The sequence below is a fragment of the Microcoleus sp. B3-D2 genome (assembly GCF_036705345.1).
In the GTDB taxonomy this organism is placed as follows: Bacteria; Cyanobacteriota; Cyanobacteriia; order Cyanobacteriales; family Microcoleaceae; genus Microcoleus.
Map to the genome: position 1 here is coordinate 6163 of NZ_JAUBUG010000096.1, position 15551 is coordinate 21713.

General features: G+C 47.1%; 16 protein-coding genes. 12 read left to right on the forward strand and 4 right to left on the reverse strand.

Annotated features, from left to right (window positions below):
• Window positions 1–1034: calcium-binding protein (locus QUB14_RS25680; protein WP_445251885.1), on the reverse strand; the 1034-nt coding region annotated here is incomplete at its 3' end.
• Window positions 1035–1815: 781 nt separating this feature from the next.
• Between QUB14_RS25680 and QUB14_RS25685 the strand changes: the two genes are divergently transcribed.
• From QUB14_RS25685 to QUB14_RS25710, 6 genes are all read left to right on the forward strand, one after another.
• Complete coding sequence (locus tag QUB14_RS25685; protein WP_333220554.1) at window positions 1816–1956, forward strand: hypothetical protein; 141 nt, start codon at window positions 1816–1818, stop codon at window positions 1954–1956.
• A 493-nt stretch (window positions 1957–2449) separates the two neighbouring features.
• The gene (locus tag QUB14_RS25690) at window positions 2450–2704 is read left to right on the forward strand and encodes a hypothetical protein (RefSeq protein WP_006634372.1); all 255 of its coding nucleotides are present in this window, start codon (window positions 2450–2452) and stop codon (window positions 2702–2704) included.
• Window positions 2705–2708: 4 nt separating this feature from the next.
• Window positions 2709–4409, forward strand: coding sequence for a CHAT domain-containing protein (locus QUB14_RS25695; protein WP_190733588.1), 1701 nt, complete (start codon window positions 2709–2711; stop codon window positions 4407–4409).
• Window positions 4410–4446: 37 nt separating this feature from the next.
• The gene (locus QUB14_RS25700) at window positions 4447–4635 is read left to right on the forward strand and encodes a hypothetical protein (RefSeq protein WP_333220558.1); all 189 of its coding nucleotides are present in this window, start codon (window positions 4447–4449) and stop codon (window positions 4633–4635) included.
• A gap of 1396 nt (window positions 4636–6031) precedes the next feature.
• Entirely contained in the window at window positions 6032–6442 is a 411-nt protein-coding gene (locus QUB14_RS25705) for an AbrB family transcriptional regulator (protein ID WP_015177612.1), read from the forward strand.
• 42 nt (window positions 6443–6484) lie between these two features.
• Entirely contained in the window at window positions 6485–7000 is a 516-nt protein-coding gene (locus QUB14_RS25710) for a regulatory protein RecX (protein WP_333220560.1), read from the forward strand.
• A 122-nt stretch (window positions 7001–7122) separates the two neighbouring features.
• Here the strand turns inward: QUB14_RS25710 and QUB14_RS25715 are convergent, their stop codons facing one another.
• Window positions 7123–7617: a DUF4385 domain-containing protein gene (locus QUB14_RS25715; protein ID WP_333220562.1), complete on the reverse strand. Its 495-nt coding sequence runs from the start codon at window positions 7615–7617 to the stop codon at window positions 7123–7125.
• Window positions 7614–8129 (reverse strand): DoxX family protein, encoded by a 516-nt coding sequence (locus QUB14_RS25720; protein WP_333220564.1) that lies wholly within the window; start codon window positions 8127–8129, stop codon window positions 7614–7616. The genes QUB14_RS25715 and QUB14_RS25720 overlap by 4 nt, the downstream gene beginning before the upstream one ends.
• Window positions 8130–8955: 826 nt before the next feature.
• Here QUB14_RS25720 and QUB14_RS25725 point away from each other — a divergent pair.
• The 4 genes from QUB14_RS25725 (at window position 8956) to ureG (ending at window position 11731) form a co-directional block, all read left to right on the forward strand.
• Window positions 8956–9405: a DUF4168 domain-containing protein gene (locus QUB14_RS25725; protein ID WP_333220566.1), complete on the forward strand. Its 450-nt coding sequence runs from the start codon at window positions 8956–8958 to the stop codon at window positions 9403–9405.
• A gap of 431 nt (window positions 9406–9836) precedes the next feature.
• Window positions 9837–10274 carry an urease accessory protein UreE gene (ureE, locus tag QUB14_RS25730; RefSeq protein ID WP_333220568.1) on the forward strand — a complete coding sequence of 146 codons (438 nt, stop codon included), beginning with the start codon at window positions 9837–9839 and terminating at the stop codon, window positions 10272–10274.
• Window positions 10275–10390: 116 nt separating this feature from the next.
• On the forward strand, window positions 10391–11104 hold the full coding sequence (locus QUB14_RS25735) for an urease accessory protein UreF (protein ID WP_333220570.1): 714 nt from the start codon (window positions 10391–10393) through the stop codon (window positions 11102–11104).
• Window positions 11105–11134: 30 nt separating this feature from the next.
• The gene (gene ureG / locus QUB14_RS25740) at window positions 11135–11731 is read left to right on the forward strand and encodes an urease accessory protein UreG (protein ID WP_333220572.1); all 597 of its coding nucleotides are present in this window, start codon (window positions 11135–11137) and stop codon (window positions 11729–11731) included.
• 70 nt (window positions 11732–11801) lie between these two features.
• On the opposite strand, the gene murG is transcribed toward ureG, so the two are convergent.
• Complete coding sequence (gene murG, locus QUB14_RS25745) at window positions 11802–12866, reverse strand: undecaprenyldiphospho-muramoylpentapeptide beta-N-acetylglucosaminyltransferase (protein WP_333220574.1); 1065 nt, start codon at window positions 12864–12866, stop codon at window positions 11802–11804.
• 221 nt (window positions 12867–13087) lie between these two features.
• Here murG and QUB14_RS25750 point away from each other — a divergent pair, with 221 nt between their 5' ends.
• Together QUB14_RS25750 and QUB14_RS25755 are read left to right on the forward strand one after the other, a co-directional pair.
• On the forward strand, window positions 13088–13993 hold the full coding sequence (locus tag QUB14_RS25750) for a nuclear transport factor 2 family protein (protein WP_333220576.1): 906 nt from the start codon (window positions 13088–13090) through the stop codon (window positions 13991–13993).
• Window positions 13994–14541: 548 nt separating this feature from the next.
• Window positions 14542–15330: an SDR family oxidoreductase gene (locus tag QUB14_RS25755; protein ID WP_333220578.1), complete on the forward strand. Its 789-nt coding sequence runs from the start codon at window positions 14542–14544 to the stop codon at window positions 15328–15330.
• Window positions 15331–15551: the final 221 nt, after the last annotated feature.

Genomic DNA, 15551 nt, shown 5'->3' on the forward strand with positions numbered 1-15551 from the left:
CCATTAACGGTATCGTCGCCGGTGCCACCGCTAACGCTGTCGTCGCCGTCGTCGCCTGCACAGTTGTCGCTGTCGTCGCCGCCATTAACGGTATCGTCGCCGGTGCCACCGCTAACGCTGTCGTCGCCGTCGTCGCCTGCACAGTTGTCGCTGTCGTCACCGCCATTAACGGTATCGTTATCTTTGCCGCCATTAAGGGTATCGTTGCCAGCGCCGCCCTCACAATCGTCGTTGCCTGTGTCCCCCCTGACGGCATCGTTGCCGTCGCCGCCCTCGCAATCGTCGTTGCCTTTGCCGCCATAGACGCTATCGTTGCCGGCGCCGCCCTTAACGTCATCATCTCCTTCGTTGCCGTGGGCCGAGTCATCGCCGTCATCGCCTTCGCAGGCGTCGTTACCTTCGCCGCCCATCACGGTATCGTTATCTTTACCGCCGTTAAGGGTGTCGTTGCCTTTGCCGCCCTTAACGTTGTCGTTATTGAGATCGCCTCTTATTCGATCGTCATCATCGCCGCCCTCGCAATCATCGTCACTTTTACCCCCGTACATTTCATTTTTTTTGCCAGGGTTTCCTATGAGTTTGTCTTCGCCTTTTTGGCCGAATATCTTCTCGTTAGCGCCAGTGGCGACAATTAGGTCATCGTTATCGGTACCGATGACGGTTGGGCTGCGACCGATGCCGTTGCCATCATCTAAGTCATCGTCATCATCGTCATCATTACCTCCAAAAGTCTGGAAAGCCATGCCGCTGTCATCATCGTCGTCGCCCGCACCTTCTTCGGGTACGTCCTTAACTAGGTCGTTATCGGCCAAGTTGCCGTCAAGCTCTCTTTTGATCGCTGTTTCAACAAATTCATCGTCTACATCGGCTAACTCCTCATCGGAATTTTTAGGGGTGTTGTTGCCTAAATCCCCCTCTGCTTGTCCGTCATCGAAGGCGGTTGTTGTAAACAAATCGGTTTCTGTCATGTCAGTATTTTGTGTTTCATCTTCAACGGGAAAAAGTGTTCCCGGTTCTTTCGGCAATAGTTCCATCGTTGATATTTCCCAAAGAATGGTAAGCTTCTTACAATCACTTTATCACTAAGCAGGAGGCCGCCGAAGAAAAAAATCTAACTTCATGCTTTCGCCTGCTAGAGGAGCTTATCTCCTCATCTTTACTATTATAGATGCCACTTAAACTGCAAGGGTTTTTTTCACTATGTTGTGAGTTTTATCTTCTGCCATTGCGAACCCAAATTAATTGATCCGCCACCTACACCGTAAGCGCTGCGCCGAAGCGCCGAGCTGTTTAGATGTTCTCCGTAGTTTCTACAGTAAGCTGCACCGAAGGGCCCCTAATTGTAGATTCTCTACGTAATTTCTACAGTGAAATAGCTGATTTTACCTCGCAACTTACAACTCCCAAATAACTACCCAAAACCTGTATCCCCAAAATTTTACCCTTGCTTTTGTTCCGAGCTCGGCTGAGTGCATTGAATTTTTATAACACTCCCAGCTTTGACAAATCCTTCCCTGACTTAGGATTTGAATCTCTTGACTAAACGACTGCACGCTTCTAATTTTAGTTCCCGATGAGTAATTAGAAATTTAGATAATTCCCGCCTGCAAATATTTGTTCTAATTTTTAGTTGCACAATTTTCTCTCGATTCGAGGAAACCTCGCGAACTGAGAAAAAAATTTTTTTGGGCTCAATACTAAGACTTCGGTCAAAATATATCTATCTCTAGACAGATTGCTAAATTGGTCATCTAGTAATATAGCAGAAGTCGTTTTTGGTGACAGTTGCAAGCTCGATCGGCATTTTGAGCGGGAATGACCGACAGCGAGGCTGCGAAACCCTATTGTTTTGTAGAGGCTTCGCTACCAAATCAAATAATTCTCCGAGAAACCGACATGATGAGGCGTAATCCTCTAGATGCCAAAAATGATGGTTGCTTGAGAGTACCGGAATAATTTGATTGCCGTTGTATTGTTGAGAGTTCTTGGCTGCTTACGTTTATTTTTGCTGCTTAACTTTAACTAGATTAAGAGAGTTAAATAAAAAGTTTTATATATCATAAAAGCGGTAAATTAGCAATAAGTTATTAGCAATTATCGACGGTCAACTATTGATTACCGATCGCCACTGAGGTCTTAAGGATGAGGGCGGAGGGCTTACGGATGAGAACCCGGGGCTGACCAATTAATTAATTGACACAAAATCAAGATTACACGTGGGGGGTTGGTGGTAGAGGATAAGCGGTAAAGACCGCTTGACCGATCGGCAAAAAAAATAAAATACTCAACTTTGCCTGCGATATTGCCCTGAAACCGGTTGGGGTGAGCCGAAGTAATTTTAATAAGAACTAGAGATCCGCCTGGTAAAGTGCCTCCAATTTAACTTTACTCAGCAATGAGAAACTCAAGTTCACGACGAATCTAAAGGGGTCTGCGGTAGAGGTGCAAAATGTTAAAGATAGGAAGATTGGAGAAAATTCGGCTTTCACCGAGCCACAGGGCAATCAAAACTAATAAACTGTTATTAAAGTACAACTTTTATATTCTCAAAGTGTTTGAACAAATATATATGACCCTAGCGATCGCCCGATCGGGGGAAGCGCATTCAGAAACTTTGATAGAAAGAGTAAAAAATATGTTGCCGAGTGCTATTGCTAGCCACAAAAACGCAGGCAAATTCAGAATTAAGGCGGGAGGGCGCTAAATCCGTGAGCCAGGAATTTCAACTCTCAGTCACCCCTGTTGGGGACGACGAATATCTAGTGCGGACAGAAAGGGTTGCACCCGGTGTACCCTTAGCCGAACAACAAGTCCGCTGGCCGATCGACGAATGGCTTGCACTGTCTGCTCAACTGATGAACGACCCGCTGGTGGGCTTGCTCCAGGGAAAAGTAGTACAGGGAAGCAATTTGGCTGGTCGCGGCCTCTCCCGTTCGGGAAACAACTCAGCGCCCAATTTAGTAGCCCTGGGGCAACAATTATACAGCGGGCTGTTTCAAGGAAACTTGCGCGATAGCTGGACTTGCGCTCAAGGCATCGCCCAGCACCGTCGAGAAGTGCTGCAACTGCGACTGGGACTCAAAGGCCGGCGCTTGCCGCGGCTGCCGTGGGAAGTTCTGCACGCCGGCGATCGCCCTTTAGCCACCGGCACGGATGTCGTGTTTTCTCGCTACCAACCAGGTACAAGTTTGTTCAAACAAACCCGGATAGTGCCTAGTAGCGGGCCGCTAAAAATTTTAATGGCGATCGCCTCTCCGAGCGATCGAGACAGCTTGCAGCTCAAGCGAGAAGTGCTCCACCTGCAACAAGAACTCCAAAACCGCAGCGCTAATCCTCTCAAAAACAGCCCGCATTCTCCGGAAATTCAACTGACTATTCTCGAACAGCCGGATCGAGAACAACTTACCCAAGCCCTAGAACAAGGGCACTACCAAGTCCTGCACTACGCAGGCCACAGCAACTTAGGTTCCAGAGGTGGCGAACTCTACCTAGTCAGCAGCCGCACCGGCTTAACCGAAACCTTGAGTGGCGACGACTTAGCTGGATTGCTTGTTAACAACGGTATTCAGATGGCCGTGTTCAACTCCTGCCGCGGCGCCTACGGCGATCCCTCAGACCTCGCGGACGACAGCCCGGAACGGAACTTAACCGAAGCTCTAGTGAAGCGGGGCATTCCGGCCGTGCTAGCAATGGCAGAAAGCATCCCCGACGATGTAGCCCTAACTCTGACGCGGTTGTTTTACCGCAACCTCAATCAAGGCTATCCAGTCGATCTGAGCCTGAGCCGGGCCAGAGCTGGGCTAATTTCTGCCTACGGTTCTCACCAGCTATACTGGGCTTTGCCCATTCTCTACCAGCACCCGGACTTTGACGGCTATCTGATCGGTGGCCCAGCCCACAGCGCGACATCCGGGTCTCGGGTGCAAATAATCGCGTCGGGAACGCCGCCGGCTCTGGCGGGTACAGAATGGAGTGCGCCACCTTCACTCTCGGCGATCGCCCAATACCCGCCAATCCCAGCCAATCGATCGCATGAGTCAGACAGTTCTGACGGCGAAGTCTGGGAATATTTTCCCGACCAATTAAAAGATCGCAGGGATTGGGTTCACCAGAACGATCGATTCGATGCCACTAATTCACCGAACTCACCGACGGCTTCGCCGTCCTCTATTCCTAATTCTGAGTCTTCGGCGATCCAAGCAACTCGCGCCGCTGCACCGACTCAGAAACCGTTAAAAAAACCGGGGTTGAAAACATCTGTCGCCCTAATGCTTTGCTTATTGCCCGTTGCTTTGAGTGCTGGCTTTTTCGGGTGGCGCTACTCGCACCAGCGGGACACGAAACCTGAAGAGTTACTACCGGCGGTACGGACTCCCCTGTCGCAAAATTACCTGCAACAACGTCACTAAAAGCGATCGCCCACTGCTATGCGGAATTTACACCCTCTTGGTCTGGCTCCAAACTGGGTGGGGTTTTTGCTGGCCGTTCGCGATCGGCTTTCGCTGGAAAAGCGATCGAATGTATGCTGCTCGATCGAATCTCGGACTTACCTTCAGCAAGCCGGTTTTTACCGAAAATAAGCAGCAGCGCAACCAAGCATCTAGGAAGAAACCGGGTTTCTCGTCGAGAGAGTAAGTCCGGGACTGGTTGATATAGAATTCGTCAGTCGATTGTAGATTTTCGACTTCGGCTTGAGCCCGGAGTCGAAGGATTTGAGATTTTAGATTTACTCCACAGATGAATCTGGAAGCTTGAACAAGAGTCTAAAATTTTGATCTCTCCACGACAGGAGTCGGTGGCTTGTATGCGTTTTTGGGCGGGCTGATTCGGCAGCAGGAGCACTCGCCATTCGGCACAAGATAATAAAAGCCAGAGTTGCAACAATTAAGAACGTCCTCACCGTCAGTGCGGTTGGTATATTTCACCATAATTAAGTATGGAAGCGGCTGTGAGTTTGACGCGCCCCTCCAGTTGGTGCATAAATTTTGAGAGTCTGGCAGTTTACAGGCAACGAGTGGAAACCAAGACATTTCCATCGAAACTCCATGTCGGGAACCGCTGCTAATTTGTAGTGCATCAAACATTTAAGCAGTTGTGCATTTAACTCGGTCTTTTTCAATTCCCCTGTGGAAATAACCTCAAATTCTCTGGCTTGTGGCCGGAGGAGGAAGATTTTTCCGAGTTCCCCCTAGACATCTACTGATTCGTGGCGAAGTGTTAAGAGTCGCGAAGCAATCTCGCCCGATCAAAACTATTCCCCTCTTAGTGGCTGGCGGATGTTTCTGCCGCCGCGCCCATTGAGTCGGGTTTTAGCTTAAACCCGTTCACCGAAGAGGTGAAATTTCCTTCAATTTTTACCGGATTGCCTTCCCCAGACTGCGTTCTGTGCAAGTTATATGCCCAACACCTTAATAGAAGATTGCTCGTTGGTATTTGGGGTTTTGAGGGGATTTCCCGCCCGAAAAATAGGGTTTATACTATTTTGGATTTTAGATTTTAGATTTTAGATTGAAGAATTGGGAATGACTTATTCCATAAGGGTTTGGAGCACGGGCCTACAGTTGGATTCTTTTTGTAAAGTGATTTTGCAAGTAGCTGGCAGGGGCATCCAGAACAAGTGCTGCCTCCCCTTGTTGAGGTAAAAGTTAACCCCGGCTGGTAAATGCTGTCGGCAGATTTGCAGCGGCCGCGCTCTAGGTATTTCGATTCATGGCTGTCTTGTTTTTACCTTGACCGCAGACTCGATCGGGGATTGGTGAATGCAGGGAACAGACTTTACTGTAACAAAGTAAAGCATTTAATTTGCGACAATAATTCCCCGCGCGATCGCTCCGAGGGTTACACAAGCATTTGGGCCGCGAGGAGCAAATTGATCGCCCTTCGAGCATCCTTACTTGCACCCCCGGTCTTGAGGCGGCAAAAATTTATCCAGAATCTTAATATTCAGAATTATTAGTATTGACAGTGAAACAAAGTTAATCTAATGTGTTGTAATTGATATAAGTAAAGTCCAATAAGCGAGGTACGGTCAATGGCAGAAACAGCTACAGCACCCTTAACAGGAAAAGGTCTGCTTCAAAAAATCAAAGGCAGTGATTTGCCGCGCAGAGAACTTGCAAAGCTTTGCGGCTACTTCACTGTCAGCAAAAGTGGAGAAACCCGGATTAATCTGGCTGAGTTTTACGATGCAGTGTTAGCTGCTAAGGGCATTGAGCTAGAGAAGTCGAAAGCAGACGGACGCGGGCGAGAAGCGAGTTATCGAGCTAGCGTTCACAAGAATGGTTCGATCGTGATCGGGGCAAATTATACCCAAGAAATGGGATTAAAGCCGGGAGACGAGTTTGAAATTAAGCTCGGATACAAGCACATTCGCTTGATTCAGATCGATGTGGACAGACCGGATGTGGAATTGGATGATGAAGAGGAGGATACAGAAGAATAGAGGCGATCGCGAGGCAGTCAGCCGATAGCAAGGCGACTGGATTTGGCATTCGCTACACGAGTATTTGCGCGCCACCCTTCGATGGAACTGATGAGCTGTCTTGACTATTTCTATTTTCTCTTGTCCCGCAAAGACTACAGTGCCTCTGAACTTCGCAAAAAGGGGCAAGAGAAAGGTTTTGGCAATGAGGAAATATTGGAGGCGATCGCGCAAATTCAAGACCGCGGCTATCAGTCCGACACTCGCTTGGTGGCAAACTCGATCGCCTCTGCAGCAGGCAAATACGGGAAGTCTGCCATCAAGCGCAAGTGCCTGCAAAAAGGAATTACCAACGATTTGTTCGAGCAAGTCTGGGAAGAAGAAACTGCCGAAAATCAGGACTCCGAAGCAGAAAAACTGGCCGAATTAAAAGCCAAAGTCATGCGGAAATACAAGATCGATACTTGGGGGAAAGCCGATCCGAAAACCAAGGGCAAAGTCTTGAATTACCTGCAATACAGAGGCTTTAATGCCTTTGAAATTTGGCGACAGTGGCAGACGGAAGAAGATGACGAGTAAATAGTAGGGCCAAGCAAATAGATCCGGCCCAGATAGGCAAGCACAACTACACTGCTGCCGACGGGGCTAAAGTGTAAGTCCTGAGTTTTTGTAACTGTATGTCAATCCTCAGCGTTGACTAACTAAGATTCGTACATCTGCCGATGTCTGGCTAAAAGCTCGAGATATTTCTCGTTGATTTTGGCCAGCATCCATTTCTCTTGAAAAATGGCCGCGGATTCTGCTTTCACCGGATCTGCTTCTAGTGGCAAAATATCTTTTCTAGCTGCGGTTTGCTCTGCAACAGACTTCAGCTTTTGAGGGTTTTGCTGGTATTTTCGACCGCTTTTGTGGTTGGCGTAGCGACGCGATCGAGTATACCCCATCTGCAAGAACTTGCGGGCCATGTCGGCTCCCACAAAATCTTCGCGATCGAGATACTCTAAAAACAAGGAGTAAATTTTGCTGCTGGACTCCCTGGCAATTTCAGGAGTCTTAAATCTCCAGAAAGGCAGAATTTCTCCTTTGTAGGGTTCCACCAACAGCACTCCCTGTTCTCCTTTCCCTACGCGATAAAGTTCCGGGTGCTGTCGAAAGTCGATGTTCTTAAAATCCAAAGAGTAGTCGAACTGCTTCATGGGGCATTTTCTGTTCTATCTGGAACTATAGAAGCCCGGGGTTTACCTTCGTCTGGTTGGGTATAAACCCAGGCCCAAGCAATGAAGACAGCTTGAAAAGGCAGCCTGAACCAATACAGTAATTGGTTGTGGGGAATCCCTTCTATCGGAATGTTGTTGACCGCTTGATTGATATTAGCTGGAAACACGGCAATAAACAAGGCAATTAATCCCCATGCCGCCGCCCTGCTGACAGGAGGAACTAACAGCCCAATGCCACCCAAAATCTCGAAAAAACCGCTGATATAAACCAAGGCTTCTGGGTAAGGAAGCTGGGGCGGCACGATTCGGATAAAAGGTGTCGGCACTGCAAAGTGCAGCACGCCTACAATACTCATAGCTACTGCGAGGATAACTCGCCAAATTTCTTTTTGACTTTTCATGGGCAATGGGTAATTAATAATTGTTAAATTGCTGCGATAAGGCTTGCCAAAATTCGCTGTCTGGGATCTAGAAGGCCATAAAACTGACATCCAAAAATTCCAGCTTTCCGGGTTTGTCTGCTCTTGCTGGTGGCTGTAACGATTTTATTGCGTAGAAAAACCAGGTTTCTGGGTAACTCCCAGACAAGTTTTCACAGCCCCAAACTGGAGGTAGCGAGAACTGGAATCGAAGGTCTGGGCGTGGACTGCCAAAAACAGATAGCGCGCATTTTGATAACAAGATTTTAATGTCTAGTTCCCGGCTGCTGTCTCTATCTTCGGGTAGTAAAACAGGATTTTTGTTCCGGCTCGGGCTGCGTTAGCGGCCAAACCAGCGGGGGATTTTCTCGATTGATAAATGAGCCACAGCCTAACATTAAATAAATTATCCCGGGAATTGATGAGTGCGATTACTGTTAATTTTGACCTTGCTTTGCAGGCGATTTCCTACCCTTCACCGAAGGCAGGCGCATTCGGGATAGCTTCGCTCGCGCGTACCTGGATTAGACTAAATAATGCGAGTAATTTGTCAAGAATTTTTAGAATTATTTAAGATGGGCGCTTTGAGAATTATTGGGAGAGGCAATTCCCGAACGCTCTGTAATTAAAATTACCCTCTAAAGTAAGGGTTTTGTCAAGTTCCCACAGATGTTATAATGAATGAAATTATTGAATTCGCTAAAAAGCCGATCGTCGTAGCAACTCCCCAACCATCCTGCTGGAATTCAAAATAGTCGCCAACGGCAGGAACTTTTTAGCCACCACATTATTCAAAAAGATTGAGCCTCCAAGCGCTGTGTCATTTTTATCTACACGCAATCAATCACCGACGACCATGAATACCTCAATAAACACCTCTAAATTTGGCATAAACCGGATGCTGCGACAATCGCTGTTGCTTGGGATCTTTTCTGCAGCAGCTTTAGCTAGCGGATGGGCGCCCGGTTTGTACACACAATCCCCAAACCTCGTTTTCGGAGCAGCAGCCCAAGCTCAAGAAATTAGCAGCGAAGAAATTACTAGCTACGCTCGCGCTGTGTTGGCAATAGAACCCAGACGGGTGGAAGCTTATAACGAAATTAAAAGAATGGCTGGAGGCTCGGTTCCCAGAGTAGTGTGCAACGAAACTCAGGAAATTAATAGGCTGTCTGGAAATTTTCGTGGCATCGCAGTGAATTACTGCCAACAAGCTAAAAAAGCTATCGAAACCTATGGTTTGACAGTTAGTCGCTTCAACCAGCTTACTTTGCTCCAGCAAGCAGACCCGGCAGTAAAACAGCGAATTCAAGCCGAGCTCCTGCGACTGCAACAAGCGGGCAATCAATAAGCTTGATGGTTTGAGTCTTTCTTCCTCTCCCGTTCGTATTAGACTTCTCCATAAAAGCTTGTTAAGGGCAGGCAGGATGCCTAACCGCTACCTCCCCCCAACAATATATTGGAGATTTAAATTGTTCGAGTTCCTAGACGGTAGGCAAAATTTTTTTAAAAAAAAGCGATCGTCTGCGCTCCAGTGCTTGACAAAATAAGATAAATTTGGTATTAAGACCAGAACGGGAGCGGTTAGAGAGATGAATATTTTTCAACTTGCTGTAAATCGGAATGAGATATAGCGATCGCCAACACGATTAAGACATTTTTAATTTCTGAAACATGAGCTGAAGATTGGAACTTCAGTCTTCCTTATTCCTTCGGCTATAAAAAAGATATTCCTCAAAAACTCAAGTTCAAGTGAATTGCTCTGAGGAATAGAATATAAAAATGCTAACCTTCACAAAACATTTACCTGCAAATCCCGATGCTATTGTCAGCTTTACTTTACAAATGACATCGGACGATCGCACTCGCAGCCGTCACCGGTTCGAGACGGAGACGGGGGAAAAGCTGCACCTGAGTTTGCCCAGAGGTACGGTACTGCGCGATCGAGATTTATTGCAGTCGGAAGACGGTAGCTGTTTGGTACTGGTAAGTGCAAAACCCGAACCGGTGCTGACAGCGCGGGCATCAAGTCCGCTGCTACTGATGCGGGCGGCTTATCATTTAGGAAACCGTCACGTAGCTTTAGAAATTGCCGATAATTATTTAAGACTTTCTCCCGACTCTGTGTTGCAGGGAATGCTCGAAAAAATGGGTTTGGAAGTAACAGAGGAAATTGTGCTGTTTCAGCCGGAAATGGGCGCTTACGGGCACAGCCATTAGATTTTAGATTTTAGATTTTAGATTTACTCCCACCTTGGAATCCGAGGGCTTATAACCAAATTAGTTTCGGTCCTTCACGAAGGAAGAAGTCAACAGTCAACAGTCAACAGTCAACAGTGAACAATCAACTTTTATGTTTGTTACAGCTAGCTTTTGCACCTGTGGGAGCTTATAGTTATTCTGAGGGAATCGAAAGTCTGGTAGAAACCGGTGCGATCGACAGCGAGATTACTTTGAGAAATTGGTTAGAAAATTCGCTGCAATTCGGGGCTGTTCGAGTAGAAGCTGCTGTGGTGGTAAGGGCTTTGAGGGCGGCAAAGATAGGGGATTTGACGGCTTTGAATTACTGGAATGCTTGGGCGACTGCTACTAAGGAAACAGAAGAGTTGCGCTTGCAAAGTTGGCAAATGGGGCGGACTTTGGTCAGGTTGCTGCTGGATTTGCGTGAAGCGAAGCTATCCCGCAGGGAATCGCCCGTTGCTTCTGGGTTAACAACAATTGTAAAAGAATTTGTGGAATCTGGCAGCAATCAGTGCAATTTTGCGATCGGCTTTGGTATTGCCGCCGCAAGTTGGCAGATTGAAGAGGAAGCGGCCGTGTTAGGATATTTGTACAGTTGGGCTGCCAATTTGGCGAGTGCGGGCGTGAAACTGATTCCCCTTGGTCAAACAGCCGGTCAACAGTTATTGTTAGATTTGCAGTCTCAAATTAGCTGCACGGCGCAAGAAGTTTTACACTTAGAAGATGATGACCTGGGTAGTTGCAGTTGGGGGTTAGCCCTAGCTAGTATGGCGCACGAAACTCAGTACACTCGGTTATTTCGGAGTTGAAAATCAGAAAATCTAAAATCTAAAATCGCTATGGGTGCTTTTCGTCTAGGAATTGCTGGGCCGGTTGGTTCGGGAAAAACTGCTTTACTTGATGCTTTGTGCAAGGCCCTGCGGCAGCAGTACCAGATTGCTGTTGTTACTAATGATATCTATACTCAGGAAGATGCACAGTTTTTGGTTCGGAGTCAAGCTTTGGAGAGCGCTCGAATTTTGGGCGTAGAAACGGGAGGCTGTCCCCACACAGCCATCCGCGAAGATGCTTCCATTAACTTAGTAGCTATAGAAGAGTTAGAACAAAAATTCACTGATTTAGATTTAGTGTTTGTAGAAAGCGGCGGCGATAACTTGGCGGCAACTTTTAGCCCGGAGTTAGTAGATTTAACAATTTACGTAATCGATGTCGCAGCAGGCGATAAAATTCCGCGCAAAGGCGGGCCGGGAATTACTAAGTCGGATTTATTAGTAATTAATAAAACAGACCTCGCACCTTATGTAGGAGCAGATTTAGGCGTGATGGAACGGGATACGAAAAAAATGCGAGGCGATAAACCTTTTGTTTTTACTAACTTGAAGACCAAAGAAGGATTAGAATCAGTAGTTAAATTCATCCACTCCCACGTCGTGTAACACATCAGTCTTCATCTGCGTTCATCTGGGTTTATCTGCCTTCATCTGCGGTTAAAATTCCTAAAAAATATCACCGCACCACCAATTCCCTCACCAAATTAGCCAAACGTTCTGTACTGTCTGTCACTGCTAATTGAGCAGCAGCTTTAGACATTTTTTCCAAATAGTCGGAATCTCTTAACAAATACAACACTTTGCTTTGCAACACATCTGCTGTCAGTTCGCTTTGACGGAATACCACGGCGGCGCCGGCTTTAGCAAATACTTCCGCATTAAATCTTTGGTGGTCGTCAGCGGCGTGAGGAAAAGGAATTAAAATAGAAGGTAGTCCCGTCACTGCTAATTCTGTCAGAGCACTCGCGCCCGATCGACTAATTGCTAAATTTGCTCGCTGCAACAAACTCGCCACATTGTCGTAAAATGGCATTGACAAATATTGCTCGTGTTTCAAACTTTCAGCATCCGGGTCATTATTTCCGGTGAGGTGAACCACCCAAGCACCGGCATCAAACCAAGCCGGAGCACACTCGCGCACTAACTTATTGACTGCGACAGCACCTTGAGAGCCGCCCATGACTAAAATTACAGGTACACTGTCAGGAATTGGCAAATTTAGAGGTTGGCGGGCGAGGAATTGCGATCGCACCGGTGTACCAGCAACCACGGTTTTCGCGCGGGGTAAATGCTGGGCTGCTGCTTCAAATCCGATCGCCACAGCAGTGCACAAAGGACTAAACCAGCGCGTCACCTTCCCGGGAATTGCATTAGATTCGTGGAGAATTACCGGCAAACCCAAAGAACGGGCCGCTAGAATTGCCGGCGCTGCGATGTAACCCCCGGTAGTAAAGACTCCCTGAAAATTTCCCGCTTTGAGCAACTTCCGCACCTGAAGGACCGATCCGGCGAGTCCGCCCAAAATTCGCAGTGTACCGAGCCCAAATCCCTGCTGAAAGCCTTCAACGGCGATCGTGTGGAGGGGGTAAAGGGATGAAACTAACTGGGTTTCCATGCGGTCTGGGACTCCTAGCCATTCGATCTGACAGTCGTTCAACTGCCCAGCGGTGGCGATCGCGGGAAATAAATGTCCACCAGTGCCGCTAGCTGCAACCAACAACCGGAGGGGGGCTTTTGTCAAGGTATTTGTTTCTTTTTTTACAAGTACAAGTTCCACAGGTCGATCAATTTTATATTTGAGGTTTTAGATTATTATGCTTATTATTCCGGCAGTTTCAGCCAATTTTGAATCAGCCATCTAAAATTAGATTGTGCCGTGTCCCTGCTTCCGTTGTCAGTTTTCGTTGCAGGCGAACAGTTGCCCAAGCTACGACCCCTGACAAATAACCAAATTATCATCTAATGCGTAATTTTTTGAATTTAATGCCAAGTGCATCTCAGTATTTTTCCAGCCGTCGGGACAAAAAACCCGATCGGGCGATCGTTTTTGGCTTTAACGGCGGGCAGTCGATCGCTCAAATGTTGTTATGTTTAACAGTGGTAAGTGCTGGCGTGCTGCATCCTAGTGCGGCAAGAGCGATCGGTGCGATCGCGGCGACTCCCCGAACGATCGCCCAAACCCCTGCAAATGCGCCTGCCCCACTCACAAAAGTGCTAACAGAAATTGACGCAGCGGCCAACCGGCGCGATGTCAAAGCAGTTATGGCATTTTACAGCCCGAGTTTCACTCATTCTGACGGCTTAAACAGTCAAAGCATGGAAAAAGCCCTCACCCAACTCTGGAATCGATATCCGAGTTTAAATTACCGCACCGAAATCAAATCTTGGAAAACCGAAGGTAGCGCGATTCTCGCAGAAACCATAACTACAATTGCCGGCACTCAAAAAAAGGATGGCAGAGAATTAACTCTCAAAGCTACCATCCGTTCCCAGCAGCGCTTTGAAGGTGAAAAAATAGTTAGTCAAGAGATTTTAGCAGAACAAACTCAGCTTAGTTCTGGGCAAAATCCTCCCACAATTCAAGTGAATTTTCCGGATCAAGTTAAGGTGGGCGAAGAGTACCATTTTGATGCCATTGTGCGAGAGCCGATCGGCGATGATATTTTAATAGGGACTGTTTTGGAGGAACCCATTACCGAAAAAACCTTTTTTAATCCCTCAGAAGTCGAGCTGGAGTTGCTAAATTCCGGGGGGATTTTTAAAGTAGGCAAAGCTCCGGCTACGCCAGAAAATCGCTGGGTTTCAGCAGTTTTGATGCGACAAGGTGGAATTGCAACAGTTAGTGTGCGATTGCGGGTTGTCAAATAATAAAATAGGTGTTATGGGCAGGGGGCATGGGGCATGGGGCATGGGGCATGGGTAATGGGTGATTGGTGATTAGTAAGTTGTATAGCGGTTATTAGTCACACGAGGTACATATTTGAAGATAAAAAATCTCATTAAAGGAATTAAACATACCTCACTATAGCAATCCTAAATGAGTCGTAAATTTTTGACCCCACCCCAACCCTCCCCTTATCAAGGGGAGGGAGTAAGAAATTCACACATGATTTAGGATGGCTATAGCAATCCTAAATGATTATACTCGTTACCAGGCTCTGCCTGGTAACGAATATCCGGAGGCTCTGCCTCCATTGTCGCAGCCGAGGCATAGCCTCTGGACATCGGTTCCCAGGCAGAGCTTGGGAACCAGTTAACCAATTATTGAAACTGATTTAGGATTGCTATATATAGCGATAAAGGCTATAGCAAATAACAACTAACAAAAAAAACTAACAAATAACCAATGACGACAGTCAACAGTCAACAGTCAACAAACAGTCAACAGCCAACAGTCAACTAACAACTGACAAAAAATGATTTCTCTCCAAAACCAAATTGTTTTCATTACAGGTGCCAGCAGCGGTATCGGAGCAGCCTGTGCCAAGCTATTCGCCAAAGGAGGAGCCAAACTAATTTTAGCAGCCCGCCGCCTTGAAAAGCTCGATCGACTGGCAAACGAACTTGTAGAAACAAAATCTATCGCGTCGGGGAACGAGATTTATTTGCTCGAATTGGACGTGCGCCATCGCCCGCAAGTGGAATCGGCCATAACTGCGCTTCCCGATGCCTGGAAAAGCATCGATATTCTGATTAACAATGCGGGATTGAGCCGTGGTTTAGACAAACTGCACGAAGGCAACTTCCAAGATTGGGAAGAAATGATTGATACCAATGTTAAAGGCTTGCTTTACATGACTCGCGCGATCGTGCCGGGAATGGTAAGCCGAGGTCGCGGCCACGTAGTGAATATCGGCTCCATAGCAGGCCGCCAAGCTTATCCGAAAGGTAATGTTTATTGCGCTTCCAAAGCAGCAGTGAGAGCTATTTCCGAAGGGTTGAAACAAGACCTTTTGGGAACACCCGTGCGCGTGACGGAAATAGAGCCGGGTTTGGTGGAAACAGAATTTAGCAATGTCCGGTTTCACGGCGATGCAGAAAAAGCCAAAAATGTCTATCAAGGATTGACACCTCTGACGGCGGACGATGTAGCCGATGTAGTGTATTTTTGCGCGACGCGAGCGCCCCACGTCAATATTAGCGAAGTCTTGCTAGTTCCGACAGATCAAGCTAGTGCAACTCTGGTTCACCGAAAAGAGTTGTGAGTTTTTAGTGGTAAGTGTCCGGATTGCGCTCGAATTCTCAGGAAGCTTAATTGGTAGATGCACCCTGATTAATTAACTCCCGACCAATTTTGGTTCGGGGTTTTTTTTGCGATCGCACGCTGAGCAAAAAATTCTCCTAAATTCCAATACGGTTCAGTTAAGGGCTATGCAGTGCTTAAAACAATAAATACAGGAGGGTTCATTATGATTCCAGTACCTCT

Coding starts and splice junctions, on each gene's coding strand:
- QUB14_RS25685 (WP_333220554.1), top strand. CDS start 1,816: ATGACCGACAGCGAGGCTGCGAAACCCTATTGTTTTGTAGAGGCTTCG.
- QUB14_RS25690 (WP_006634372.1), top strand. CDS start 2,450: ATGTTAAAGATAGGAAGATTGGAGAAAATTCGGCTTTCACCGAGCCAC.
- QUB14_RS25705 (WP_015177612.1), top strand. CDS start 6,032: ATGGCAGAAACAGCTACAGCACCCTTAACAGGAAAAGGTCTGCTTCAA.
- QUB14_RS25715 (WP_333220562.1), bottom strand. CDS start 7,617: ATGAAGCAGTTCGACTACTCTTTGGATTTTAAGAACATCGACTTTCGA.
- QUB14_RS25720 (WP_333220564.1), bottom strand. CDS start 8,129: ATGTCAGTTTTATGGCCTTCTAGATCCCAGACAGCGAATTTTGGCAAG.
- QUB14_RS25725 (WP_333220566.1), top strand. CDS start 8,956: ATGCTGCGACAATCGCTGTTGCTTGGGATCTTTTCTGCAGCAGCTTTA.
- ureE (WP_333220568.1), top strand. CDS start 9,837: ATGCTAACCTTCACAAAACATTTACCTGCAAATCCCGATGCTATTGTC.
- ureG (WP_333220572.1), top strand. CDS start 11,135: ATGGGTGCTTTTCGTCTAGGAATTGCTGGGCCGGTTGGTTCGGGAAAA.
- QUB14_RS25750 (WP_333220576.1), top strand. CDS start 13,088: ATGCGTAATTTTTTGAATTTAATGCCAAGTGCATCTCAGTATTTTTCC.
- QUB14_RS25755 (WP_333220578.1), top strand. CDS start 14,542: ATGATTTCTCTCCAAAACCAAATTGTTTTCATTACAGGTGCCAGCAGC.